Annotated in this window: 17 protein-coding genes and 1 rRNA gene; 6 read left to right on the top strand and 12 right to left on the bottom strand. The window is 48.5% G+C overall.

Annotated features, from left to right (window positions below):
• Genes porM through pflB form a run of 6 tightly spaced genes read right to left on the bottom strand, consistent with a single transcriptional unit; the run spans position 1 to position 7,961 of the window.
• A complete protein-coding gene (gene porM, locus T433_RS0106475; protein WP_027455283.1) occupies positions 1-1,560 on the bottom strand; it encodes a type IX secretion system motor protein PorM/GldM in 1,560 nt (519 codons plus the stop codon).
• 14 nt (positions 1,561-1,574) lie between these two features.
• Complete coding sequence (gene porL, locus T433_RS0106470; protein WP_027448933.1) at positions 1,575-2,435, bottom strand: type IX secretion system motor protein PorL/GldL; 861 nt, start codon at positions 2,433-2,435, stop codon at positions 1,575-1,577.
• A gap of 18 nt (positions 2,436-2,453) precedes the next feature.
• A complete protein-coding gene (gene porK, locus T433_RS0106465; RefSeq protein ID WP_027455282.1) occupies positions 2,454-3,917 on the bottom strand; it encodes a T9SS ring complex lipoprotein PorK/GldK in 1,464 nt (487 codons plus the stop codon).
• Between the two features lie 31 nt (positions 3,918-3,948).
• Positions 3,949-4,887 (bottom strand): PorP/SprF family type IX secretion system membrane protein, encoded by a 939-nt coding sequence (locus T433_RS0106460; protein WP_027455281.1) that lies wholly within the window; start codon positions 4,885-4,887, stop codon positions 3,949-3,951.
• A gap of 54 nt (positions 4,888-4,941) precedes the next feature.
• Positions 4,942-5,682 (bottom strand): pyruvate formate-lyase-activating protein, encoded by a 741-nt coding sequence (pflA, locus tag T433_RS0106455; protein ID WP_027455280.1) that lies wholly within the window; start codon positions 5,680-5,682, stop codon positions 4,942-4,944.
• 32 nt (positions 5,683-5,714) lie between these two features.
• Positions 5,715-7,961, bottom strand: coding sequence for a formate C-acetyltransferase (gene pflB, locus T433_RS0106450; protein ID WP_027455279.1), 2,247 nt, complete (start codon positions 7,959-7,961; stop codon positions 5,715-5,717).
• A 160-nt stretch (positions 7,962-8,121) separates the two neighbouring features.
• Between pflB and T433_RS0106445 the strand changes: the two genes are divergently transcribed.
• The 4 genes from T433_RS0106445 (at position 8,122) to T433_RS16205 (ending at position 20,787) form a co-directional block, all read left to right on the top strand.
• Entirely contained in the window at positions 8,122-9,048 is a 927-nt protein-coding gene (locus T433_RS0106445) for a bile acid:sodium symporter family protein (RefSeq protein ID WP_027455278.1), read from the top strand.
• A 310-nt stretch (positions 9,049-9,358) separates the two neighbouring features.
• Positions 9,359-13,492, top strand: a complete 4,134-nt coding sequence (locus T433_RS14850; protein ID WP_081778400.1) for an alpha-L-rhamnosidase — start codon at positions 9,359-9,361, stop codon at positions 13,490-13,492.
• Positions 13,493-13,524: 32 nt separating this feature from the next.
• Positions 13,525-15,396: a hypothetical protein gene (locus T433_RS0106435; protein WP_027455277.1), complete on the top strand. Its 1,872-nt coding sequence runs from the start codon at positions 13,525-13,527 to the stop codon at positions 15,394-15,396.
• 81 nt (positions 15,397-15,477) lie between these two features.
• A complete protein-coding gene (locus T433_RS16205; RefSeq protein ID WP_081778399.1) occupies positions 15,478-20,787 on the top strand; it encodes a family 43 glycosylhydrolase in 5,310 nt (1,769 codons plus the stop codon).
• Between the two features lie 120 nt (positions 20,788-20,907).
• Here T433_RS16205 and T433_RS0106420 read toward each other — a convergent pair whose 3' ends face one another.
• Together T433_RS0106420 and T433_RS0106415 are read right to left on the bottom strand one after the other, a co-directional pair.
• Positions 20,908-22,584, bottom strand: a complete 1,677-nt coding sequence (locus T433_RS0106420) for a formate--tetrahydrofolate ligase (protein ID WP_027455276.1) — start codon at positions 22,582-22,584, stop codon at positions 20,908-20,910.
• Between the two features lie 258 nt (positions 22,585-22,842).
• Positions 22,843-23,292 carry a GatB/YqeY domain-containing protein gene (locus T433_RS0106415; RefSeq protein WP_027448925.1) on the bottom strand — a complete coding sequence of 150 codons (450 nt, stop codon included), beginning with the start codon at positions 23,290-23,292 and terminating at the stop codon, positions 22,843-22,845.
• Positions 23,293-23,832: 540 nt separating this feature from the next.
• Between T433_RS0106415 and T433_RS0106410 the strand changes: the two genes are divergently transcribed.
• Both T433_RS0106410 and T433_RS0106405 read left to right on the top strand, forming a co-directional pair.
• Positions 23,833-24,534, top strand: coding sequence for a DUF2975 domain-containing protein (locus T433_RS0106410; RefSeq protein ID WP_162164181.1), 702 nt, complete (start codon positions 23,833-23,835; stop codon positions 24,532-24,534).
• Between the two features lie 13 nt (positions 24,535-24,547).
• The gene (locus T433_RS0106405) at positions 24,548-24,751 is read left to right on the top strand and encodes a helix-turn-helix domain-containing protein (RefSeq protein ID WP_027455274.1); all 204 of its coding nucleotides are present in this window, start codon (positions 24,548-24,550) and stop codon (positions 24,749-24,751) included.
• A gap of 125 nt (positions 24,752-24,876) precedes the next feature.
• Here T433_RS0106405 and T433_RS0106400 read toward each other — a convergent pair whose 3' ends face one another.
• The 4 genes from T433_RS0106400 to rrf all read right to left on the bottom strand — a co-directional run bounded on the left by T433_RS0106400 (position 24,877) and on the right by rrf (position 26,644).
• Positions 24,877-25,098, bottom strand: coding sequence for a DUF2795 domain-containing protein (locus tag T433_RS0106400; protein ID WP_027448922.1), 222 nt, complete (start codon positions 25,096-25,098; stop codon positions 24,877-24,879).
• Between the two features lie 59 nt (positions 25,099-25,157).
• Complete coding sequence (locus T433_RS0106395) at positions 25,158-25,715, bottom strand: cob(I)yrinic acid a,c-diamide adenosyltransferase (RefSeq protein ID WP_027455273.1); 558 nt, start codon at positions 25,713-25,715, stop codon at positions 25,158-25,160.
• A 37-nt stretch (positions 25,716-25,752) separates the two neighbouring features.
• On the bottom strand, positions 25,753-26,271 hold the full coding sequence (locus tag T433_RS0106390; RefSeq protein WP_044109382.1) for a hypothetical protein: 519 nt from the start codon (positions 26,269-26,271) through the stop codon (positions 25,753-25,755).
• 260 nt (positions 26,272-26,531) lie between these two features.
• Positions 26,532-26,644 (bottom strand): 5S ribosomal RNA (gene rrf / locus T433_RS0106380).
• Positions 26,645-26,833 lie beyond the last annotated feature (189 nt).

The following is a 26,833-nucleotide window of genomic DNA, read 5'->3' as shown; positions in this document are numbered from 1 at the left end:
CTACTTCACAATAATCTCCATCGACGTGGGCAACGTACGCTCTATACCATCAGGGCCAATAGCCTTTACACGTGAGATATAGAAGCGGCGATTGCGCGTCAACTTGCGGAAGGTTTCTTTCTGGCGTGCAGAGAACTTACTGCCCTCGCCCACCCAAGGTACGGCATTACCCATGTTATCATAGAACACCGTCTCAAACGAGATAACGCGGAAGCCAATATCCAGGATACCATCATCGATAGCAGCACCGATGCCATCGAGCGACATCAGACTGGCCTTTGACATGCCACCACCCTTGAAACGAACGGGATTACCTTTCTCATCCTTTATATCTATATAAGGTGTAGGATCGGGCAAACGTCGCACACGGAAAGCAAACTGTCCCATCTGCTGAGGGCGACCTGTATTAGTAGAAGTGACAGTGATAATCGCATTCTCACCAATTTTCGACGGACGAGCAATAAACTTGCCAGGACCTGCCGAGGTCAGCGAGCCATTAGTCATCGTGGCCGTAATTTTATTCTGGGGGACACCAGGCACAGAGATGCTGATAGGGTTATTATAGCCAGCATACAACATGTTCATCAAATCAGCAGATACCGTTGCGCTGGGATCCACCACGGTGTACTTCTGTTCAAAGTCGCGACGCAATCTATCACCATTACCATTCACCGTTTCTATAAATCCCTTCAGAGTAAAATCGCCCGTCTTACCGCAGACAGTCTCGTAGAGACCATCTTTCAGGTTCATCTTCTGATTATTGATATAGATATCGGGCACCTGCGTGGTATCCACGGCAGCCATTACGATATGGGCAGAGAACTTGTCACCGCGAACGATGGTCTGCGAGTTAGGAATCACAAAAGCATCAAGTGCATTCACACGGATATCCTTCACATCGACATTTTGAATCAGCGTATGCAGCACTTCCGTCTCTGCATAGCGAACATCACTCTGCAGCTTAGACAACAAAGTGACTGCAGCCGATGTAGGCATAGACTCAAACATATACTCCTGCCAGTTCTTACCCAATCCAGTGTGAGGCACCTCGGTAGTCAGATTGCTTGCAATGATTTTCTGCTGTGCAGGATCGGGCACCATCTTCAACATCCGTTCACGGAATGAGTTGATGGCCTGACGCAGCTCTTCGCCACGACCGCGTCCCGGAGCCAGCATCACCTGGTTGGCAGCTTCAAGGTCTTCCTTGTTCTTGATGTTAGCAGGATCTCCATCTTCACCATCAGCTTCCTTCACAATGGCAAGCTTCAGTTCGGCAGCAAAGTTATAGAGCGAGTCGCACATGTGCTTCACCATCTGAGCCTTGTCATACCACTCCTTCGTCTTCTGAGGATTAGAAGCCATCTGCTGTTCGAAATCCTCATATATTGCAGCACTCTCCTTAGACGCATTGGCCGTCGTGCGATTCAGGCTCTCCTCCACAATAGAGAAGCCGTTGAGCACCTCGTTTGAGACGTTCAGCGCAAGCATAGCCATCAAGACGACATACATCAGGTTGATCATCTTCTGGCGTGGAGATACTGGTCTTTTCTTTATAGCCATAATATAAAAGCCACTTAACTTAGAGGATTCTTAGGCATATTCACCGTCATTGCCTCAATCATACGAGCATAGATCTTATTGAGCTCTACAATCTGATCGGCCATCTTGCGGGTCTGCTCATTGATTTCATCGATAGTACCGATTTGCTGACTTGCACCCTTCAACTGCATCTCGTAAACCTTGCAGATGCCGGTGAGCGTGCGGTTGAGGTTCTCCATTTCCTCACTGTCGCGCGTCAGGCGCTCGCTCTGCACGGATACCTTCTGCAACATCTCGGTGAGTCGTTTCAGTTCATCCACATAATTTGAAGTAGCCTCCTCCAGTTCGGGGTTGACAGCAGGTGCAGGAGATACTACTGTACCGCCAGCCATGGTACCTACCGACGAAGAAACAGCTGCGATCGCTTCTGTATTGACAGCCTCAGCAGCACCCGAACCAACTGCAGCTGGCTGACCACCGGCAACGCCGCCGACCACACCACCACCGATGATGATGGTACCGCCACCAGCTACACCGCCACCAATAGCAGCAGCGGGCTGATTGCCCTGAGTCTCGGGGATGTCAAGGTCTTCAATATTGCCTTCCGGTACCTGACCACCAGCAACCATTCCCACATGCGTAGGCAACTCCATGCCATCGGCTGTCTTGTCGAAAGGACGGTCAAAAGCCGAAATAAAGAACACGAACACCTCGGTGCCCATACCCAAGAACAGGAAGAAGTTGGCACCAGGCAAGTGGGTCAGTTTGAAGAGCGTACCCAAGATAACGATAGAGGCACCCCAGCTATAAGCATAGTTCAAGAATGTCTGTCCTGGAACACTATCTATCCACTTCTGCAAGCGATAGACGATATTGAATTTACTGTAAATAGTCATTCTACTTCAAATTTTTAGTTATTTCCTTGTCTTCTTAGCGCTTGCCTTTGCAGGACGAGCCTTATCACTTGTGGTGTTTGCCAAACTGCGCACACAACGGAAGCCTATGTATGAACGAGGCTGGTTCTGATACTCCGATGAGCGCCATGCCGAACGGATATAGCTCTCGGGATCTTTCCACGAACCACCGCGTACGCTCTTCTTCTTCAAGCGATAGGGGTCTTCCTTGGCAGCATTATACTTCAACTGAGGGTTAATGTCATTCATGGCATCTACGCCAGCCTCGGTATAAATAGTGGATGTCCACTCAGCCACATTACCGGCCATATCAAACAACCCATTAGAATTGGCTGAGTAGATACCGGCACGACTGGTTATCAGGTTGCCATCCTTGGTATAGTTACCATTGTCGGGTTTGAAATTAGCAAAAAAGCATCCTTTTCCGCTGGCCACATCCTCGTTCTGCCAGGGGAACTCGTTTTGGTCTTTACCACGAGCAGCATACTCCCACTCAGCCTCTGTCGGCAGACGATAGCGCTGTACATAGCGGGCAGCAGCACCCAATCCTTTCAGCAAATACTCTGTACGCCAAGCACAGAAGGCATTGGCCTGTTCCCATGTCACGCCGACCACGGGATAGTCATTATAGGCAGGAGCCGAGAAGTAGTTGCGCATATACACCTCGTTATCGGCATTGGGGAAATCGTTCACCCAGCATGTCGTATCAGGGTATATATTGACAATGTATGTGTTCAAGAAATCCCAAGGACCAGAAAGAGGACGGTTGATGGTCTCGCGTACGATACGTCCTTCGTCATTGATATAAGCCGTGTCCTTAGAGATCCATACCTCTTCGTTGGGGTTGGCCTGAACATCCGTATTCAGATTACGCTCTTCGGGGTTCAGGCGGTTGCGTCGCAGTGCAGCCTCTGTATAGTCATATACCTCGTAACGAAAGTTCATCTGACTGGCGTCGAGCATCTTCTCGCCCGTCACGGGATTGGTCACATAGACGCTCTCCATGGCGCGCAGCTCCTCGTCATTGGGTTTACGGGGCAGGTTCTTCTTCCAGTTGAGATGAGGTTTGATGGGGTCGCCGTTCTTATCTTCCACAATCATGTAGCTCTCATCGCCACCGTAGTTAGGATCGGCCAGACGCTGACGGATGATAGAGTCGCGGACATAGTTCACGAACTGGCGGTATTCCGAATTGGTGATTTCGGTATCATCCATCCAGAATCCCTCCACTGAGATATCTCTCACAGGTGTCTGTTTGCCCCAGAGCGAGTCAACAGATTCCATGCCCATACGCAGATGACCACGCTTGATAAGAACCATGCCATAAGGAGCAGGTTCAGAGAACGCGCGTCCTGATGCTCCAGTCAGCTCACCGCCAGTAGATGTTGTCTCCTTGCCGCCAAAACAACTGGCAAGCAGCAACACCATCATGGCGCTTAGTACTATCATTACATTCTTCTTCATATTCTTAAGCTTCGTTTTATTCTTTTGATGGTCAAAGCAGTCTTACTGACTGATGACGATTGCGACCCTTCTTAAACAGGTCAATGTCGGTCTGATAACCGACAAACAGCTCGTGGGAACCATTTCCCAGACTGACGTCATTGGTATATATCTCGTAGGCATAGCCCAGTCGAACACCATGGAAGTCGCCCCCCAAGAACACTGTCACCGAATTGCTAGGACTGTAGCCTAAGCCGGCATACATGACTCTGTTTTCATGCTTATAGGTTAGTCGGCTCGTCACATCGGCCCTATAGCCCACACCGTCGAAGCGTCCTAAAACAGAGGGCTGTATTGATAAGAACGGATTTCTCAGTTGAATATTGCATCCACCGGTAAAATAATACGTCTGCGACACTGCAATTTCGTTAGTTTCGCCCAATTCTACGGTAGGAGCCAGTGCATGTTGCACCGAAGCGCCAACATACCAGTGACGTTGCTGATAGTAGAGTCCTGCACCCAGATCAAAGGCAGAACCGGTTATTTCCGACGTAGAGAAAGCAGGGTCGCTACCTTTTTCAAGATCCAGTTTCGAACCATTAAACGTTTCGCTCAGCATTGCTGCCTGCAAGCCGATGCTCAGCGTTCCACCAAACAGTTTTTGTTTGTTGGCATATTGCAAAGCGAATGTCTTATGCGAAAAGAGACCGATAGCATCATTGATGATGCGTGCACCGACGCCATGATACCCGCCAAGCATAAAGAAAGGCATGTCGGCAGAGACATACATGGTCTTAGGACTATGCTCAAAACCAGTCAGCGTCATGTTGTAGGCTCCCACAAAGTTGATTTTCTCCTGTTTTCCCGCAGAAGCAGGGTTGAACGAGGTCTCCATCGTCCAGTAATGACTGAACGAAGGATCGTATTGTGCACTGACTTCAAGCACCGTCACAACACTGAGGGCCAATATCAACAGAATTCGCCTAAACACGTTTATTATAACGTAAGGGTTCTCCTTTTATTATATAATAATAGGAAAAAGCGGCTACTTCACCAGTATCCGCTCTGCCATTTTAATTTGTTCTGAAGTAGGTGTTGGTACATCCTTCAGCGTATATTCTACGCCAAGCTGTTCCCATTTGAAAGTGCCCAACGTGTGATAAGGCAGCACTTCTACCTTTTTCACATTGTGCAGTGTGTCGATGAAGGCACGCAGACGCGTCAGTTGTTCTTCGTCGTCGGTAATACCAGGCACCAGCACATGACGAATCCACATGGGTTGTCCTATTTCGTCCATATAGCGGGCACAGTCTATGATGCGCTCATTGGGATGACCTGTCAGCCACTGATGGCGCTCCGAGTCTATGTGTTTAATGTCCAGGAGCACCAGATCGGTGCTTTGCATCAGTCGTTCAAACTTCGAGAAGAAATCTGTGTTGCGGTTAAACGGTTGGGCAGAAGTGTCCAGACATGTATTGATACCTCGACGCTTAGCCTCCTCAAAGAGATCTATCAGGAAGTCAATCTGCAACAGGGCCTCGCCGCCACTCACCGTGATGCCGCCTTCTTCGCCCCAGTAGCTGCGATAACGCTCGGCTTTTTTGAGGAGCTCATCGACGGTAACCTCTGTGCCTGCCTTCTCGCCATCACCAATTTTCCATGTGTCTGGGTTATGACAGTAGCGGCAGCGCATGTGGCAACCCTGCAAGAAAATCAGAAACCGAATCCCCGGCCCATCAACGGAGCCGAAGGATTCGGTGGAATGTATATAGCCTTTGCTAGTCATACTAGTTATTCGGTTATACTCGACAGCCTGACTTAGAGGCTCTCGTGCGACTGACGTGCGATTACATCCTCCTGCTGCTCACGAGTCAGGTCGATGAACTTCACAGCGTAACCAGATACACGGATGGTGAAGTTAGCGTACTCGGGCTTCTCGGGATGCTCCATAGCATCGCGCAGCTTGTCAACGCCAAACACGTTCACGTTCAGGTGGTGAGCACCACGGCTGAAGTAACCGTCCATCACGCGAACCAGTGTGGTGGCACGCTCCTCGTCGTTGTGACCCAGCGTGTTGGGGCTGATGGTCTGTGTGTTAGAGATACCATCGAGTGCATACTCGTAAGGCAGCTTAGCCACAGAGTTCAGCGAAGCCAACAGACCGTTCTTCTCAGCACCGTAGCTGGGGTTAGCACCAGGTGACAGAGGAGTACCAGCACGACGACCATCGGGCAGGTTGCCGGTGTACTTACCGTAAACCACGTTAGAAGTGATGGTCAGGATAGAGCAAGTAGGAGTAGCGTTACGATAGGTAGCGTGCTTGCGGATCTTCTTAACGAAGGTCTTCAGCAACCATACTGCAATCTCGTCAGCGCGGTCGTCATCGTTACCATAGCGGGGGAAGTCGCCCTCAGCTACATAGTCAACGTTGAAGCCCTCTTCGTCGCGGATCATCTTCACCTTAGCATACTTCACAGCAGAGATTGAGTCAACCACGTGAGAGAAACCAGCGATACCGGTAGCGAAGGTACGACGTACGTTGGTATCGATCAGGGCCATCTCGGCAGCCTCATAGAAGTACTTATCGTGCATGTAGTGAATCAGGTTCAGAGTGTTCACATAAACACCAGCCAACCAGTCCATAGCCTGGTCGAAGCGAGGCTCCAGTTCCTCCCATGTGAGGTATTCATCCTTGATAGGACGGAAACCAGGAGCGACCTGCTCACGTGTCTTAGCATCAACACCACCGTTACAAGCATAGAGGAAACACTTAGCCAGGTTGGCACGTGCACCGAAGAACTGCATCTCCTTACCGGTCTGTGTAGCACTTACGCAGCAGCAGATGCTATAGTCGTCGCCCCATACAGGACGCATTACCTCGTCGTTCTCGTACTGGATAGAGCTGGTCTTCACCGAAATCATGGCAGCATACTTCTTGAAGTTGGCTGTCAGACGGGGAGAGTACAGCACGGTGAGGTTAGGCTCGGGTGAAGGACCCATGTTCTCCAGTGTGTGGAGGAAACGGTAGTCGTTCTTGGTCACCATGTGACGACCGTCCATGCCCATACCACCTACTTCCAGTGTTGCCCATACGGGGTCGCCAGAGAAGAGCTCATTGTATGAAGGAATACGAGCGAACTTCACCATACGGAACTTCATTACCAGGTGGTCGATCAGCTCCTGTGCTTCGCTCTCAGTCAGTGTACCCTCTTCGAGGTCACGCTGGATATAGATATCGAGGAATGTTGACACACGACCTACAGACATGGCAGCACCATTCTGAGTCTTGATGGCAGCCAGATAGCCGAAGTACAGCCACTGAACGGCCTCGCGTGCGTTGTTAGCAGGCTGAGAGATATCGAAACCATAGATCTGAGCCATGGCCTTCATCTCCTTCAGAGCCTTGATCTGCATAGAGATCTCCTCGCGCTGACGGATGATATCATCGCTCATCACGCCGGCGCCACAGTTGCGCTTGTCAGCTTCCTTCTCGGCAATGATGAAGTCGATACCGTACAGAGCCACACGACGATAGTCACCTACGATACGGCCACGGCCATAAGTATCGGGCAGACCAGTCAGGATGTGGTTGTGACGTACATGCTTCATCTCCTCGGTATATGCGTCGAACACACCGTCGTTGTGGGTTTTGCAATACTTGGTAAAGATCTCGTGCAATTTTTCTGAGGGCTTGTAACCATAGTTTGTGCAAGCCTGCTCTGCCATCTTGATACCACCGAAGGGCATGAATGCACGCTTCAGGGGTTTATCGGTCTGCAGACCTACTACCTTCTCCAGGTCTTTCTTGCTCTCGTCGATGTATCCAGGACCATAAGCAGTCATGCTTGACACGATCTCAGTCTCCATGTCGAGCACACCACCCTTGGCACGCTCTTCTTTCTGGAGTTCCTGCAGACGACCCCACAACTGGTCGGTTGCCTCGGTAGGACCTACCAGGAATGACTCATCGCCTTCGTAAGCCGTGTAGTTGTTCTGAATAAAATCTCGCAGATTGACCTCTGAAGTCCACTTGGTTCCTTTAAAACCTCTCCATTCTTTTCTCATAATACTTATTTAAAATACCTTATTCAATCTTTTCGGGTGCAAAGGTAATACTTTTTTTGCGCAATCGAAACACTTTCTTGTAAAAATGCTTATCTTTGCACTCAATTAATAGTCAGAGGCATATTAAAAGCACCTATTTTCTGCCTTACCTTATATTTATATGAAAAGTATTTGTAATTTCATAGCCCGTTGGATGGGACTCATGGTCTTGCTCGTTGCAGGTATTTCTTTGTTGTTTCCCAATTCTTTTATTTGGATAGACACCTGGACCATCAACCCCATGCTCGGCGTCATCATGTTTGGCATGGGACTGACGCTCTCACCTCATGATTTCCGCATCGTGCTGAGTCGTCCAAAGGATATCTTCATCGGTTGTCTGGCACAATTCACCGTCATGCCGTTGCTGGCTTGGACGCTGTCTTGGCTTTTCGCCTTACCCAAAGAGCTGGCGCTGGGTGTCATCCTGGTGGGCTGCTGTCCTGGTGGTACCGCTTCTAACGTTATCACCTATCTGGCCAAGGGCGACCTTCCGCTGTCTGTCGGTATGACGGCCACCTCTACCTTGTTGGCTCCGCTGCTGACACCTTTTCTGGTTTGGCTCATGGCAGGTACGATGGTAGATGTTGATACACTGGGCATGCTGCAGAGCATCGTCTATGTGGTCATCGCGCCCATCGTGGCAGGATTGCTTTGTCAGCACTTCCTACCCAGCCTTACAAAGGCTGTCACACCCTATCTACCCGCTTTCTCATCGGTAGTCATTGCGCTGGTCGTTGGCATCATCGTGGCTCACAGTGCCGATCGTCTGCTGGTTGGCGGCATGGTGGTTGTCCTCGTTGTCATGCTTCACAACCTGCTGGGCCTGTCCGTGGGTTTCCTGTTGGGGCGCCTGCTCCGTCTTGAGAAACCCAAGTGTGTGGCCCTCAGCATCGAGGTAGGCATGCAAAACAGCGGGTTGGCCTCATCACTGGCCGTACTTCATTTTGCCACCTTCCCACTTGCCACCATCCCTGGTGCCGTGTTCAGTGTTTGGCACAACATCAGCGGTGCGCTGGTGGCAAAATTCTACAGTTCCGATTCCAAATAAACACGTTGGTCATAGCGAAGTATAGCTTTGGTTACGGCAAAGTATAACTTTAGTCGTACTAAAGTGCCGCTTTGCCGTAATGAAAGTGCCGCTTTGCCGTAATGAAAGTGGCACTTTTCTGGTGTCAAAAAACCACTTATCTCAAAAAGCAAAGGTAGCTTCTCAAAAAGCAAAGTAAGTAATCCGCCCCATTCAGCCTGTTGAAAGAAATTATCCTTTTTTGAATAGTTTTTTTCCTTATCTCACTTGAATTTTGATGTACCTTTGCCACACGTTTCACATACCTAATCAAACTATAAATTAACCTCTTATGTTTAAAACAAGTATTTTAAGTCTATTCGTAATGACTGTCAGTAGCATTTCATCTTATGCTCTTACGGTAGACCACCTGCGCGTACAATCTTTGCGCAATCCTAATAGCATTGATGTACTGTCGCCTCAATTTTCATGGCAACTGCATTCCGACGAACGAAATGTGGTGCAAACTGCTTATCAACTAATGATTTTTAACGATGCAAACGACGCTCAACCCATCTACGATTCGGGAATGGTGGAGAGCAGTGAATCCGCCCACGTCACCATCAAGGACCTGCCTTTACAACCGGCTACGCGCTACCATTGGCAAGTGACGGTCTGTGACAACAAAGGTGGCAAGGCCACTTCCACAGAAAAGGCTTGTTTCGACACAGGCCTGCTGGGTTCAGGATGGAGCAACGCCAAATGGATTCAATATAGTGATTATGCCTCTGGCCAGACGCCCGAGGTGATTGCCGACTACACCGTTGAGAGCAAGATAACCATCGAGCACACAGCTGCAGGCCTATGCTTTGCCATGCAGGATGCCGGCAACTTCTATTACTGGCAGCTGAATACCGAGGGCGACTATCCTCGTCTGCGCCCGCATGTGTGGAGCAATGGCAATCCTGCCTGTCTTGCAGACATCAATCTCACAGGGAAAGTAGCTCTGAACAATACTGACGAGTTTACATTACGCATCGAAGTGACCAATGCCTCGCTCGCACGCACATACATCAACGATGTGCTGGTTGACGAGCGCACCGGCAACTTTAAATTTGGCAAGATTGGCATGCGCGAGGATCATGGTGAGCGCGACGGACTACCCGAAGTAGGAGTTTACGACGACATCAAAGTCAAGAAGTCCGATGAAACCGTACTTTTCTCCGAAGATTTCTCTTCTGGCAGCCTCTTCTCAGGTGGCACCGTAACCGATGGAAAACTGCGTATCGTGGGCTCTACCAACAACCACGTGCTTGTTTGGCAGAAGGATGCTAACGAGGAAACGACACACTTCAGTATCGACTACGACATGTATATCGTTAAGGCTGCCGCAGCCGTCGTCTTTTCTGCTACCTCAGGAAACACCTATCATATGTGGCAAATCAATGTTAACGACAATGCCAATCCCTCTGTTCGACACCATGTCTATGTCAATGGCAACCTGACCTGGAACGATGCTCAGTTCACCCAGTTCTCAAAAGCCGACCTTACCGGCCATCTGCATCACTACAGGATAGAAGTGAAGAATGGTGTCATCAGCACCTATATTGACGATATCCTCGTGGACACCTTCAACGACAATAGCGGCAGCGCCGTGATGGGCAATATCGGCATGCGCGTTGACAACAACACCGGCGAGGAGGCCTATTTCGACAATATCGTGCTGACGCAATATAACAGCGAGGGCGCGCCTTCTGTGTTGATAAACGAGGACTTCGAGGCCCTGTCGTCCGACCATTTCTTTGATGCTGACGTCGAGAAGTTCTTGAACAACCAGATGTGCCATGTCAAATCAGCATCTGGCGAAAAGAAGGTCATGCAGACCACCACAGACGGCATGCCGATGTTCCGCAAGACGTTCTTCGTCAACAAGAAGGTTCTTTCTGCCACGCTCTTCACGTCAGGTCTCGGCGTATATGACCTGTTTGTGAACGGCCAGCGTGCAGGACATGTTCAGCCCGATGGCACTACCATCTACGAAGAGTTGAAACCAGGATGGACCGAATATCGTAAGCGCGTATTCTATAGCACGCACGATGTCACCTCTCTGCTGCAAGAAGGAAAGAATGCCATTGGAGCCATCGTAACTCCAGGTTGGTGGGCTGGTGCTGTGATGCATGGTGCCTATGGTTCTCCCACCGAGGGTTTTCTTGCTAAACTTCTCATCACTTACGACGACAACACGCAAGACGTGATTGTCAGCGACCTCAGCTGGCTTTCGTCCAAGAAGGGTGCACTAAAGCTGGGCGATATTTACGATGGTGAAATCTATGATGCGAGAGTTGCCTCGTCTTGGACTGCCGCCGACTATGACGATAGCGACTGGAACGGCGTGGAAGAAAACCACGAGTTCAATGGTGAGGTGAACGCGTTCACCGGCGGATATGTGTTGACACTGCCCGACCTTGTCCAGCATATACGCACTGCTACCATTCACGAAGGCAGTAAGTCAACAGGCACAGACTTTGGCATGGCCAATGTCATATCAACACAAGAGGGTGATGGCACTATTTCATTGAAGAAAGGTCAGTCGGTGGTCATCGACTTCGGTCAGAACATTGTAGGATGGGTCAACTTCAAAGTGAAAGGACAGACAGGCAACCGACTGAAGATACGCTTCGTCGAAATGCTTAATGACACCGGTGAACGCAGCCGTGGCAACGATGGACCTGGAGGTACGCCATATCTAGCAAACCTGCGTTCGGCAAAAGCGTCACTCTACTACACCCTGCGCGGTGATGCGGATGGCGAGAGCTATCATCCCTCTACCACATTCTTCGGATTCCGTTATTGCGAGATTACTCCCAGTGACGATGTTGAAATCCTGTCTATCGAGGCTCAGCCCATCAGTTCTTCAACAGAAGGCACTGGCTCTGTAGAAACAAGTAATGCGCTGGTCAACCAACTCTTCTCGAATATCACCTGGGGACAACGAGGCAATCTGCTTAGCATTCCCACCGACTGTCCGCAACGCGACGAGCGCTTGGGATGGACAGCCGACACACAGGTATTTTCTCGCACAGGCCTTTTCAATGCCAACATGGAGTCGTTCTATCGCAAATGGATGCAAGACATGCGCGATGGTCAAAACGGAGAAGGCGCCTATCCTGGTGTTGCACCCGAATGTTGGGGCACCCCCTTCGGACAGACCGTATGGGCAGATGCTGGTATTCTGGTTCCTTACAATCTTTATATGATGACGGGCAACAAGGAAGTGCTCCGCGAGAACTATGAGTCTATGACCCGCTACATGAACTACCTCTCTAGGCAGGTATTCGATGGCTATAAATATAATGGTGGTGGACTGACCTGGGGCGACTGGCTTTCGTTTGTCAATACTGACACACGCTACATTGCCGTAGCCTATTATGGACTAGTTGCACAACTGATGAGTCAAATGTCTATGGCTCTCAGTCAAACCGACAACGACGATTATGCACAGAAAGCACAGACATATCAAGAACTCTATCAGAACATCAAGGCAGAGTTCCGTAGTCGTTACATCACGCCTTCTATACGTCAAAACACACAGACAGCCTATCTCATGGCACTCGACTACAACCTGCTGGAAGACGATGCTGAGATAGAGAAGTTCAAGAACCTGCTATCGCGCAATATCCGCGTCAATGGCTATAAGCTCAACACTGGCTTCGCCGGTACTGCCATTCTCAACACCACCCTTTCGCGTTTCGGTCTCAACGACTATGCCTACGACCTGCTTCTGCAGCGCAACTGTCCTTCGTGGCTCTACAGCGTTGACCAGGGTGCCACAACCATCTGGGAACGATGGAACAGCTATACCGTGGAGAGTGGCTTCGGCGATCCGGGCATGAACTCTTTCAACCATTATGCTTATGGTGCAGTGGGCGAATGGATGTACCGCTATATGCTCGGCATTGAATACGACCCGAAAGAGCCTGGCTTCCGTCATATCATTCTGCAACCGCAACCCGATTGTCGCACCACGTTGCCTACTGGACAGGAAATCATCACCAGTGCCAAGGGTTATCACCAGAGCCATTATGGAGAAATATGTTCCGGCTGGCAAACCACAGATCAAGACGATATCACCTACGACTGCACCATCCCTGCCAATAGCACAGCCACGCTCTATCTTCCCGTGGCCAATGAGAATACGACTGTCTTCGAAGGCAGCCTGCCCGCCAACGAAGCTGAGGGCGTAGAGTACGTCGGTTTCGAGAATGGTTGTCAGGTCTATCGACTGGGTTCTGGCAGCTATCGCTTCACAACGAAACTTAAGACCACGGCCATTCACTTACCCTCTGCCACAGAGGGTAAGCTGAAGGCCAACCTTATCTATGATTTGCAAGGCCGCTATATTTGTACTGACCTCGATCAACACAACTTAAAAAAAGGAATTTATATCGTCAAAGGCGATAAATCAAAAACCATTATCATCAACTAACAGCCTAAACAATGAAAAAATTATTTTTAACTATGGCACTTGTATTTATGGCAAGTGTCCAGACATGGTGTTACACATTTACCAACAACTACACCATCGAAACAAAGTTCAAAATCAATGCTATCGGCGCGGGAATTATCTTCTCAGCCTGCCAAGGGCAAGGTGGCAATCTCTACATGTGGCAGTACAACGTGGGAGAGAATGGCGACCGCTCACTCTTCCGGCCACACCACTGGAATCCTGGAGCTCTGCTTGAAGAGAAAGGCACCGGCGATGTGACACTGAACACCACCGATTGGTTTATCACCAAGATTGAGATTACGAATGGTAGCCATGCCCGCACCTACCTACGTAAAGCAGCCGATGATGTTGACGTTCTTATTGATGAGCGCGATGGCGATTTCCGTTATGGCATGATTGGCACACGTCAGGATCATGATGGTAACACCAATGAATCAGCCTCGTTCGACTATTTCAAGATTACCGATGATGATTCTCAGAAAATTCTCTATTTCGAGGACTTTGATGAGACAGATGGTAACTGGACGAATAATCCTATATGGGAAGACGGCACGCTTCGCACCGATGGAGTTGATCTCTCTGAACGTCGCTATTTTCCTGACAACATGTTCAAACAGGGCATTGACATGCACTACGCTGTAGAAGCCGACTTAACTATCGAGAAGGGCTACATCTCTATCATCTTCGGTCTGAATGAAAATGGCAGCAACTACATGTGGCAGATTTCACCCAACTATTATAACGATGGCTCAGCCAACATCTACTACCATCTGGACCGTGGCAATGAGCAATGGAAAGCTCACGCCGCTGGTGCTCGATTCCCCGACTTCAATGCTGAGGATTTCTTGAATCCACATCACATCAAGATTGAGGTTGACGGCAACGTCGTATATACCTATATAGACGACAAGCTACAAGACACCTTCAAACAGAACGATATAACCGACCTTGAGTTGCTCAATCTTGGCGGCATCGGTTTCCGCGCTGATGGTTCCAACAACATAGAGCACAAGAGTCTTATCGACAACATCAAAGTGACTACTTATGACACCGAAGGCGAGCCTACAGTGGTTCTCTACGACAATTTCACCGGTGGTCAATCTCGTTATTTCAATCTTGACGTCAACGAACTGACAAGTGTCGTCAACAACCAGCTGGTTATAGATGTTCCTGCCGGTTCCTATGCAGCTCGCTTATTACAAGAGGCGAATCCACTGGTCTCTTTGCTCATCAGCGAAAATGAAGACAACACCAACTTGCCGGTGTTAATGGGTAGTGACATCACACTAAAGAAAACATTTGTTGCCAACCAATGGAACACGCTCTGTTTGCCCTTTGCACTTTCAGCTGAACAATTGACATCACTCTTCGGAGAAGATTCTCGTGTGGCTGCTCTCAGCAATATTGACGCAAGCACTTCTTCGTTCTTTTTCTCTTCTATCACCACTGGAACAGAAGCTGGAAAGCCCTATCTTGTATTCCCCACCAAAGACATCAATGACCCCATCGAACTGACTGGCATAGACCTTGTTTGCGAGGAAGCCACATCTGAAACTCACGAAGGATTTGCATTCTGTGGTCTGCTGGCACCCATGTCAACTACTGCTGACGGGAAGACGTTCTACTTGTTGGGCGACAACTATAACCTGAAAAAGGCTACTGAGGAAGAAAACATGCCAGCCTTGGGAGCCTATTTCACTGTTCCCGAAGAGACGACTGATGCACTGTTGTTCATTGACAATATCTCTACTGACATTCGCACCGTCGGCAATCAAAAACTGCATGACAACATCCAAAGCTTCGACTTGCAGGGACGCCACGTGAACATGTCACAGACAAAGAAAGGCATCTATATTAAATCAGGAAAGAAATTTGTTAAGTAATAATGATGATTGATGAAAGGGGGCGGAACTATACGACTCCGTCCTCTTTCTCTATTTGACTATTAATTCGAACACGCAATAATGATTAGAAAAACGCTGAATGCTGCAAGATTAACCATCGTTGCTATGCTGTCGATGGTTCAACCTATGCAGACCACCGCCGACAACACGTCTGAAGCTGTCACCTTTGAGACCAAACTATTCCGTACGCCTCCCATGGACTACAGGCCCATACCATTGTGGTTCTGGAACAACACGACCATCAATGCCTCAACACTTGAGGAGCAACTTGAGCAGATGGTCAACACCGATGGTTATGGTGGTTGTGCTATACTGCCATTTGGTACCAACTTTCGTCCTTCGTACCTCTCTACCGACTATTTCGCGCTCTATGCCCGTGCCATCGAGAAAGCACGCCAGTTAGGAGCCCACATGTCGATATACGACGAATATGGGTTCCCCTCTGGCAGTATGGGAGCCATCAATGGGTCTGGCGTCAAAACCTTTATGAACAACCATCCTGATCATACCGTCAAGCGGCTTGACAAGATTGAGTATCGCATTGATCGTGGTGCTACATTCAATCGTCTGTTGACTTATACCGGCAAGCTGATGTCTGTCGTTGCATGGAACTCTGAAAGCAAGCAGATTATCAATCTGCGCTCAAATCTCAACGAGGACACGAAACGACTCACTTGGACAGCTCCAGATGAAACAGGTTGGCACATCATGGTATGTCAGTGCATCACCGATGGCGACCCCAACGTTGATTACCTCTCTCCAGAGGCTGTTAAACTGTTTATTCAAGATACGCACGAAGCCTATTTTAAGCAGTATTCTAATGACTTTGGTAAAACCATCGTCTCAACATTCTTCGACGAGCCAACCATGTATCGTGCACAAGGACGCATGTGGACCAGCGACTTCAACGAGCAATTTGAACGACGTTACGGCTTTTCACCCGAAGAGCTCTACCCTGCCCTATGGTATAATATCGGAGAACGCACGCCATGGGTCCGCAACTTGCTTTTCGGTCTTCATTCTGCGCTCTATAGCGAAGGATTCATGAAGACCATCAGTGATTGGGCCAGTGCACATGGCATTCTGGCTACAGGACACCAAGATCAGGAAGAGATTGCCAACCCTACAAGTGTGGCTGGCGACTTGATGCTAGTTGGCAAATATCTCTCTATGCCTGGTATCGACAAGATCGGTGGCGGACGCCCTACAGAGAATTTCTATAAGGTGGTGTCGTCTTCTGCCAACTGCTGGGATAAGACCTATGTCATGTCTGAGACCTATGGCGACATGGGGAATCTGCCTATCGAGGAACTCTATCACATTGCCATTGAGCAATATACCAAAGGCATCAATCATCTCATACCTCATGCCGTGTGGTATAACAATGGCGATGTCACATTCCTGCCAGAACTGTCTTGGCGCAACCCTCTCTACAAAGCTGAGCTACCTCGTTTCAATAGTTTTCTGGCTCGTTTGAACTACCTGCTGGCTCGTCCTTCACGCCATGTAGCAGATGTTGCAATGGTATATCCTATTCAGACACTCTATGCAGGTCATTATCTTGACGGTCCAAAAGGATTCTACCAAGGTGGTGTCGATGTTGAAGGAACCGATTATCCTGAGATATCACGTCTTCTAACCGATGAACTGGGGTGCGATTTCACCTACCTTCATCCGGAAGTCATCGATGACCGTTGTGAGGTATCCAACGGACAACTGAACATGCTTAACACCATCAACACGGAACACTTCAAGGTGATTATTGTGCCAGGCATGTCAACCATTTCCTCGTCTAATCTTCAAAAAATTGAAGAAGCGTGGGAACAGGGGGTTGGTGTCATTTTCACCACTCAGTTGCCCAAGCGTTGTGCCGACTCAAAAGGTTCTGATACCAGCATCGCAGAAACCATCAATCGTATGTTGAATGGCGAAGGCCAGCATACGCCTGCCTTATTCGTTCCTACGCCAACAGCCGAGAGCATGAAGACGGCTCTTGACACTCTGTTACCACAGCCCGACGTACAGTTCACCAGTGGTAAGCATCCTTTCAATTACCTACATAAGGTAGTTGACGGACATCATGTTTACTACTTCGGTAATATCGACACATCAAGTGCCGAATGCACCATTCGTCTTAAGGATGTGTCTCCATCGGCATCAATGACACTTCTTAATCCTCATAACGGCGCAGACCAACCTGCACTCCTTACAGCCAGCGGTGATGATGCCATGCTGACCATCACGCTTCGCCCCAACCAGAGCATTTTTCTTGTTGACGATGCCTTGCTCAACAAGAATGCTACAGGCGAAATAGCCATCGAACAACATTCATCATACACCATTGAGGCTCGTGTCAACATCCATCAGCTTAGCGCAGGCATCTGTTTTGCTTCGACCGACGCACAGAATTTCTACATGTGGCAAGTCAACGTTGCCGATCCTGCGCATCCACTGTTACGTCCACATCGCTGGACAGGTGGCAATCCAAGTCTCTTGGCTGAGATTCCCATACCTTCGGAGGCGAACATCGGTGTTGAAAAACCATTCAACATACGCATTGAAGTTGAAGACGAAAAATACGCCTGCACCTATATTAACGATATACTTATCGATGAACGGAACGGACAGTTCCAATACGCCAATATGGGATTCAGACAATCACACGATGGCACTCTTGGAAAGACGGAGAAGGCATCTTTCGATAATGTACGTATCACAAAGAAAGAGGCCGACAGCAACACACCGCAAGTCATCTTAGACGAAGATTTTAGTCAAGAGAATCCGTTCACCTCAGGAACCTTGTCGGATGGATGGTTACGTATTGATGGTCAAATGACCTATGACGAACTGGTATGGTTAAAGACCACACCACAAATCGACCCAATCCCACAGACTGATGAGTGGGTCAACCCCATGGTACTGCCAGGACTTGACAACAGAAGTCTGGGCGATCCATACATCATGAAGTATAAAGGCTACTACTATCTCTATGTCAGCGCTGGCGACCGCAACATCTACTGCTGGCGTTCGAAAGACTTGGTAAACTGGTCTTCTTCCTATATTTGTTGTACCGACGAGACAACGGCTGTGGCCTATGCGCCCGAGGTCATCTATTGGAACGGCAAGTTCTATATGTGCACATCGCCACGAGGCGGCGGCCATTATATGCTTACAAGCGACAGTCCGCTGGGTCCGTTTGTTCATCAGACAGGCAACATGGGACGCGACATTGATGGTTCTATGTTTATCGACGACAATGGCAGCTGGTATTTCTATCATGCCAACAATGGTGGCATTCGGGGCTGCACCATGCCCACGCACCTCTCGTATGGTGATGATGTAGATCTTGGATGCTGCATGACAGGGCAATGGACAGAGGGACCATGCGTGTTCAAGCGCAACGGGCTCTATTATCTGCTTTACACCGGCAACCACGTGTGGACCAACGGCTATCGCATCGACTATGCCATCAGCAACAGCAGTCCGCTATCGGGCTTCCGCCCACAAAGCGACCAGAACCCGATTCTGATTGACACAGAGACACCCACCCATAAGGCTCTTGGACACGGAACGGCCTTCGTGGGTCCAGATCTTGACACCTATTATTTCTGCTACCACAACCTGCAGGACAACAAAGCTCGCCGTCTGCTCAACTTTGAACGCATCGGATGGTGTGGCGACAAGTTGATGATGACAGGCCCCACCAATTGGGAACAAGACAAGCCCATCGTTGCTGCCAACGACTATTTCGAGCGTCAGGAACTGGGCAAAGACTGGACCATTTTGAGTGGTGACCAGTGGAAGATAGCCAATAGTGACCATCTGACTCAGACTGCCACAGAGGGTCAGCAATCCATCATTTTCGACAAAGGGGCATACGAACAATACACGGCAGAGTTCACCCTTCGTTCTTCCACAGCTACGGGCTCTTTCGGTGCCATCTTCTCTTATCAGGATGCAGAAAACTATGGTGAGGCGCTCATCAACGCTGCCGAGAAGAAGATGGAGGTTATCTTTTATGTGAATGGCTCTACCCTACTCGACAAAACCATAGCGTTGCCTGCCGACTTCGATCCAGCATGCTGGCATGCTATCCGCATTGAGAAGAACGAGCGTTTTACGTATATCTATGTTGACGGCATGAAAAAATGCCAAATCATCAGAAAGACGAATGGAGGTCAGATTGGCTATATCACACATGGTGCTGCTGCTGACTTCTCTTACACAGCCATCAGCCCCTACGTTGATGGTAGTGGCATCCGTGATTATAGTCTGCCTGTGCCGGGCCTCATGGCTGCTTCCATGTGCAAGGAGAAGAGCGCGGATGTTGTGCTGACATCCTACGGCATGACTGTGGGTACGTCCAACTATCTGAAGAGTGCCACCGGCAGCAAGATTTCCTATCATGTAAATATTCAGAAAGACAACATCTATAACCTCGGCCTACGATACAATGCTTCGGCAACAGCCCGCATTCGACTGCTGTTGGACGGAAAGGCTATTGCCAACGATATCGAGTTGCCAGCAACGAATTCGGTGGTTACCACCATGCCCATCTATAACCTCTCGATGAAGGGCGGACGACATACGTTCTCGATAGAGGTTCTCGATGGTGCACCATCCTTCTATGAGTACACCTTCAAACCTGGTGTAGCCCATCCACATGTCATGGCCGACAACTTCGACAATGGCTTCAGCAATGAATGGGGCTATCGCGAAGGCAATTGGACCATTCAGAATGGGCAACTGGAATCAACGGGCCGTTACGGAAAGATGCTGATGGGCGGTTTCGAAGACATCCACCTCACAGACTATACCGTGGAGTGCGACGTCATCTACACCAGCAACGACATGAACGGTGGTCTGCTGTTCCGCACCACCAATGCATCTACGGGCGGTGCCGACGATAACCCCGTATTGGGAACCGACTTCCTGCAGGGATACATCTTCATGGCGGGCGCCACTTCAGTGGCACTGGGCAAGCACAACTATGGCTGGCAGACCCTGACCACCGTCAACAAGACCATTTCGCCCTCTGTTCCGCATCACATGAAAGTTGAGGTTGAAGGGGCCACCATCCGTTGTTATATTGACGACATGGAGACACCCATCATCACATATACCGACCCCAAACCATACATCACCGGACGTGCGGGCTTCCGTACACACAACACCGTCATGCGGTTTGACAATTTCCAGGTGACGCCAAAAGAGTACGGGGCATCCGGGATTCGTTTTCCACAAGCATCCACCCACCAGCACACCGACACCTCTGGGCACTGCTACAATCTCTTAGGACAGGTTGTAAATCCCTCTGCCAATCTGCATGGGATCTTTCTGAAGGGGCAAAAGAAAGTGCTTTTAAAATGAGTCACCGGCACAGAGAGACATACTAAGTTTTAGTTTGTAATAATGATTGTTAGAAAGGAAGAAGAGTCCGCCTGAACAGGTCAACCTCTTCTTCCTTGTTTTTTATAATGTCGATGCTGACTACGACAATCCTTCTATCTCACCGTTCACAATGGTGATGCGTTCGGCCTGCGGACTCTTTGGCAGTCCTGGCATGCGGAGCATATCACCTGCAATAGCTACAATCATCTCACTACCACAGTTCAGGATAACATCACGAATGCGGATGGTAAAGCCTTCGGGCGAGCCATAGCGTGTGGAGTCGGCCGAAAACGAATATTGCGTCTTGGCTATGCAGACAGGATAATGACAGATGTCCTTGTCGTCAGCAAAGATCGTTCTAATAGACTCCAGCTTCCTCATGCCAGTCTTGCTGAACTCCACGGCAGCAGCGCCATAGATGCGCTTACATACTTTCTCTATCTTGCCTTCTATCGTATCATTCTCAGGATAAGTGAAGTTCACGGGCAACGGCTGTATTCGACCGATGGTGTCTGCCACCTTCTGTGCCAGTTCCACTGCACCATCGCCACCCTTCAGGAAGGCCTCGTTCACAGCGAAGCCCACGCCAAGGTCTTCGCAGTTCTTACGAACAATGGCTATCTCTTCCTCGGTATCGGTGTCAAAACGGTTCAGTGTGACAATCACTGGCTGTCCAAAACTCTGCATGTTGTTGATATGACGGTTCAGGTTCTTCAGTCCCTCCTTCAGACCCTCGGCATTGGGTTCCTTGATGCGATCCAGAGCTACGCCGCCATGCATCTTCAGACCCTGTGTGGTAGCCACGATGACCACCAACTGAGGCTGCAGCCCAGCCTTTCTGCACTTGATGTTAAAGAACTTCTCTGCACCAAGATCAGCACCGAAGCCAGCCTCTGTCACAACATAGTCGCTATAGGTCATAGCCATCTTCGTTGCCATCACGCTTGAACAGCCATGAGCGATGTTGGCAAACGGACCGCCATGGATAAAGGCAGGTGTCTGCTCGGTGGTCTGTACCAGGTTAGGCGAAAGAGCATCGCGCATCAACACGGTGATAGCGCCAGCTACACCCATATCGCGTACACGGAATGGCTTTCCGTCTGAGGTGATACCCAACAGGATGTTTTCTATACGTCTCTGCAGGTCCTCTTCACTGGTAGCCAGACAGAGGATGGCCATCAACTCGGAGGCAGGTGTAATATCGAATCCTGTCTCAGAGACCACGCCGTCGCCACGAAGTCCCGTCACCACATTACGCAGCGCACGGTCGTTCACGTCGAGCACACGTTTCCAGTAGATCTCACGCAGCGAGAAGCCCTCTTTCCGATGCTGATAAAGGTAGTTGTCTAAAAGAGCACTGATGGTATTGTGAGCAGAGGTCACTGCATGGAAGTCGCCCGTAAAATGGAGATTGATTTTCTCCATGGGCAGCACCTGAGCATAGCCACCACCGGCAGCACCGCCTTTCATGCCAAAACAGGGTCCCAGCGATGGCTCACGCAGTGATACGGAAGCATTCTTACCAATCTTGTTCAAGCCCATAGCCAAACCGATGCTGACGGTTGTCTTACCGATACCGACCTTGGTGGGACTAATCGCTGTCACAAGAATCAGCTTACTCTTTTTCACCTTCTCTTCGTCAATAAGCGAAAAAGGCACCTTAGCCATATAACGGCCATAAGGCTCAATATTTTCCTTATCGATACCAAGCTTTTCTGCAATTTCGCCAATGGGTTTCAACTCGCATTCGCGTGCAATCTGTATGTCTGTTTTCATAGTCGTTTATGGGATATTCATGAATATCGGATGCAAAATTACAAAATCTACTTGAAAATCAGTCATATTTAGCATTCATTAAGTAGCCGACGTACGATTCCACACCTTGTTCCATACCGCCACATTAAAAAAAACACAAAAAGATTTGTACTTTTTACTTTTATGCATTATCTAAAGTCAAGCCTCAATTCCCTTAAGCATCGGGAATTGAGGCTTGTGCTTTATTATATAGCCTATGATGAGACCCAGAGACAGAGGTTATGCCAAGAGCTTCTTCACAATCTCAGAGATGATGCGGCCATCGGCCTTTCCAGCCAACTGCTTGCTGGCGGTGCCCATTACCTTTCCCATCTCTTTCATGCTTGTGGCTCCCACCTCAGCAATAATCTTCTTCACCTCTACCTCTATCTCCTCTTGAGAAAGTTGTTTCGGCAGATAAGTCTCAAGTACCTCCACCTGTGCCAACTCTGCGTCAGCCAGATCCTGGCGTCCTGCCTGAGTATAGGTAGCAGCTGTTTCCTTGCCCTGCTTAGCCAGTTTTGAGATAATCTTCAGTGCATCAGCATCAGACAGTGTGTCGTTGGCACCTGGTGCCGTCTTTGCCTCCAGGAATACTTTCTTGATGTTGCGAAGTGTCTCCAGACGCACCTTGTCGCGAGCTTTCATCGCGGCCTTAATATCTTCACTAATTTGATCGAATAAATCCATAATACCGTTATTTAATGAATTGTTTTATACTGCAAAAGTAGTTATTTTCCATTTGAACGAACCACTCTTCTATAAAGATTTAGTTTTATTTAGCGATTAAACCGCAACGTGTAAAGGTTGACAGATAGAGAACTGTTCGGAAATTCCGAACAATTCAAAACTACTATAAAACACCAGCGAGACAAACAAATAACATTTGCTTATCTCGCTGATATCTGATTAGATAGATAGAAATCTACTATTTAATACTCATCCTCGTTGAAAACTTGGTTCGTAACTAATTATCAAACACTTACACCAATATTAACTATTTTTAGCCAAATAAACTGCACGGTCTGAGACCATCAAAGGCGATTTGTTGGCGGGTTAGACAAACAAACTATCGAGTCCACTTGTGGCCTGTACACCTTTTTCTTTATGAACGAAACAGTTTTTATTGATATTCGATAAAAAAGTTCTGTTTTTCTTTGGAGATTAAAATAATAATGTTTACTTTTGCACCGAAATTAATTATCGACTAACAATAAATTTATGTTGATTATGAACAAAAAGCTAAAGATTTACAGCACCATATTTGTTGTAGCAATCATTTTTCTTGCCGCTTCCAACACGTTCCATTACAGCACTTATTCCACCTGTTCGACAGATGCTGAAGAAAAATTGGAATTAGTAGAATGTCCTCCAGAGTTTATGAGCACCGACACGCTTCCTAATGGGGAAGTCCGCACTACCAGACATCGATACTTTTCTTATACGGTAAATGTTGAGCCGAGGAATCTGCCAAACCAAAAGGTGATTCTGTCTAAATCGTCAGGGAAGACCTACAGGGTTAATCTGAATAAGGTGAACCTTGAAGTACCTGCTTCACAAGTGCAGTCATATTATCCCAGGATTCTCATACTCTCATCACTGCTGGTAGTTGCCGTTGTTTTGGTATGGATAGGAATCTTGGTCTTTAAACTTATCCGAAGCATTCGTAGAGGTGAGATATTTGTGAGCAAAGTAGCTCAGTACCTAGAAACAACAGGTATTCTTCTCACCACCCTTTATCTTTATACTTTTGCTGTTTCATACATATCGACACAGTATTTTATTAGTCATGTACATATAGCTAACTATTACATCGTATTCAAGAATGAATGCGACAGCATGTATATCATCACAGGTTTGGCACTGATGATCATCTCGCAAATCATCCTGATGGGCAAGGAGTTGAAAGAAGAACAAGATCTTACCGTTTAAACATCCTAATGCTATGAGTATCATAGTTAATGTAGACGTGATGATGGCTAAACGAAAGATGTCATCTCAAGAACTTGCCGAGAAAATCGGCATCACCCAGGCTAACCTCTCCATCCTTAAGACTGGAAAAGCAAGAGCCATCCGCTTCTCCACCCTCGAGGCTATCTGTAAAGCTTTAGATTGTCAGCCGGGCGACATTCTTGAGTATAGGGAATAGTTGCCGCCCTCTGGCTGTAAGTGATAGACTTAAAAGACCGAAAAAAGCAACATGGAAAATCTTGGTGATTTATCCATGCTGCTTATTTTTAATTAGTTACGTAAAATCAGTGCATAATTAAATGATCAATACTCATCCTCGTTGAAGAGGAAATCTTCTTTCGTGGGATAGTCGGGCCAGATATCCTCGATACTTTCATAGACATCGCCCTCATCCTCAATCTCCTGCAGGTTCTCGAGAACCTCCAAAGGACAACCTGAACGCATGGCGTAGTCAATGAGTTCATCTTTTGTTGCAGGCCAGGGTGCGTCTTCCAGCTTTGATGCTAATTCTAGAGTCCAATACATAGTTTTATAGTTTTTGAAATTTTTACTGATTTAGGTGTGCAAAAATAACAAAAATATTTTTATTTGCAAGCATTTTCCCACATTATTTCATTGCGACCAGCATGAAAATTGATTTTTTTTGCTAAAACAAACAAATAGTCGCTCAGACGGTTCAAAAAATGAATCACGTCGTCATCTACCGGTGCCACCTCTGCAAGCGTCAAGACACGCCTTTCTGCTCGTCGGCAGACGGTACGACAGACATGTGCCTGCGCTGCTGCCTGACAGCCTCCAGGCAGTATAAACCCGTGGAGTTCGGGCAACTGGGCCTGCATCAGATCTATATGTTCCTCGAGCATCGTGGTCTCTCCTTCCGGAAGGATGGCCGAGGCAAAGAGCCGTGTGGTGGTTTGGTCGGTGGCCAGGTGCGAACCTACATAGAACAGATCGTTCTGGATGCGTAGCACGGTGTCATGCTCATCGTCACCCTCCATCCAGGCTGCCAGCAGCCCCAGATGCGAGCTCAGCTCATCTACCGTGCCATAGGCCTCCAGCCGTACATCGTTCTTCTTGATGCGGATGCCACCTATCAGGTCGGTCAGTCCGCTGTCGCCACGTCGTGTGTAGATCTTAATCATAGGTTTAAGTCATATAAGGTTAAAAGGTATAGAGTAGTCAGAAGTTGATTAGGTAGTTTTGCTTTGACCGCTTACGGTTAAACATCACGATACCGCAGTAGTAAAGGTCGAAGGTAATCGTGGTGCGCTGATCGTATTCGATGCAGTGCCACAGCGGCAACTTACGGTGAATACCTTCGAAGATCACGATAGAATGGTCATCACACATGTCCAGCAGTTGCTGGTATTCGCATTCGATAGGTACAAAGGCAATATCCACATGGTCCGTGTTCTTCACCACCTCAGCCCCTGGGCATGCTCTCTTAGCATAAGGTGCTGCGCCCACCATATCTATAATAGTGCTAGGCTGGCGGAAGTTCGTCAGTCGGAAGTAGAGCTTGCCCAGCTTCCGTTTCAGCCAGTCGGGCTCGGCGTCGAAGTCGTCGTAGGCATAATAAGGCCACGACTCGTTGATCACCGAGCGCGAGAAGCGGTAGTCGGTAGGCGACTGAATGCCGAACCCCAAGGAATGCGTGATTCGCTTCAGTGCGATATATGATCGTATCAATTGATTCATTTCGCAGGCAAAGATACAATAATTTTTGGAAACTATAACAAGCGGGAAATTTGTTTTTGCAAAAATGCAGAAAAAATGCATGGGGGCGGCGGGGCTATTCTTTTGAAACAATAATAAGGGCGCGAGATTGTTTTTGCAAGAATGCAAAAAAATGCATGGGGGCGGTGGGGCTGGCCCTTGTTCCTCCCCCTTGGGGAGGCCAGGAGGGGGGGGGCACAAAAAAGAGCCCTGACTCAGTGTTGAATCAGGGCTCTCTGTAAAGATGGCGGCCTCCTACTCTCCCGCATTGCATTGCAGTACCATCGGCGCAAGCGGGCTTAACTTCTCTGTTCGGAATGGGAAGAGGTGGGACCCCGCCGCAATAACCACCTAATATTCGTTTCGTATTGACAATTGACAATTGATAATTGACAATTACGTCAACCGTATAGGTAGACATCTTGCACACAAGAACTGATAGTATAACCATAAGGCAAAACCATACAGTTGAAAGTAAAAGCGCGTTTAAGCGAAAGCTTTCGGGCAATTAGTACAGCTCGGCTTTGACGTCACCGTCTTTACA

Source organism: Xylanibacter brevis ATCC 19188 (genome assembly GCF_000621725.1).
GTDB classification, from domain to species: Bacteria; Bacteroidota; Bacteroidia; order Bacteroidales; family Bacteroidaceae; genus Prevotella; species Prevotella brevis.
Note: the sequence above shows the minus strand (reverse complement) of the source record. Positions and strands in the feature narration are given on the sequence as shown.

Bases quoted from the DNA above. Each gene is read 5' to 3' on its own strand.
- porM (WP_027455283.1), bottom strand. From the start codon at position 1,560: ATGGCTATAAAGAAAAGACCAGTATCTCCACGCCAGAAGATGATCAAC.
- porL (WP_027448933.1), bottom strand. From the start codon at position 2,435: ATGACTATTTACAGTAAATTCAATATCGTCTATCGCTTGCAGAAGTGG.
- porK (WP_027455282.1), bottom strand. From the start codon at position 3,917: ATGAAGAAGAATGTAATGATAGTACTAAGCGCCATGATGGTGTTGCTG.
- pflA (WP_027455280.1), bottom strand. From the start codon at position 5,682: ATGACTAGCAAAGGCTATATACATTCCACCGAATCCTTCGGCTCCGTT.
- pflB (WP_027455279.1), bottom strand. From the start codon at position 7,961: ATGAGAAAAGAATGGAGAGGTTTTAAAGGAACCAAGTGGACTTCAGAG.
- T433_RS0106445 (WP_027455278.1), top strand. From the start codon at position 8,122: ATGAAAAGTATTTGTAATTTCATAGCCCGTTGGATGGGACTCATGGTC.
- T433_RS14850 (WP_081778400.1), top strand. From the start codon at position 9,359: ATGTTTAAAACAAGTATTTTAAGTCTATTCGTAATGACTGTCAGTAGC.
- T433_RS0106435 (WP_027455277.1), top strand. From the start codon at position 13,525: ATGGCACTTGTATTTATGGCAAGTGTCCAGACATGGTGTTACACATTT.
- T433_RS16205 (WP_081778399.1), top strand. From the start codon at position 15,478: ATGATTAGAAAAACGCTGAATGCTGCAAGATTAACCATCGTTGCTATG.
- T433_RS0106420 (WP_027455276.1), bottom strand. From the start codon at position 22,584: ATGAAAACAGACATACAGATTGCACGCGAATGCGAGTTGAAACCCATT.
- T433_RS0106415 (WP_027448925.1), bottom strand. From the start codon at position 23,292: ATGGATTTATTCGATCAAATTAGTGAAGATATTAAGGCCGCGATGAAA.
- T433_RS0106410 (WP_162164181.1), top strand. From the start codon at position 23,833: ATGAACAAAAAGCTAAAGATTTACAGCACCATATTTGTTGTAGCAATC.
- T433_RS0106405 (WP_027455274.1), top strand. From the start codon at position 24,548: ATGAGTATCATAGTTAATGTAGACGTGATGATGGCTAAACGAAAGATG.
- T433_RS0106400 (WP_027448922.1), bottom strand. From the start codon at position 25,098: ATGTATTGGACTCTAGAATTAGCATCAAAGCTGGAAGACGCACCCTGG.
- T433_RS0106395 (WP_027455273.1), bottom strand. From the start codon at position 25,715: ATGATTAAGATCTACACACGACGTGGCGACAGCGGACTGACCGACCTG.
- T433_RS0106390 (WP_044109382.1), bottom strand. From the start codon at position 26,271: ATGAATCAATTGATACGATCATATATCGCACTGAAGCGAATCACGCAT.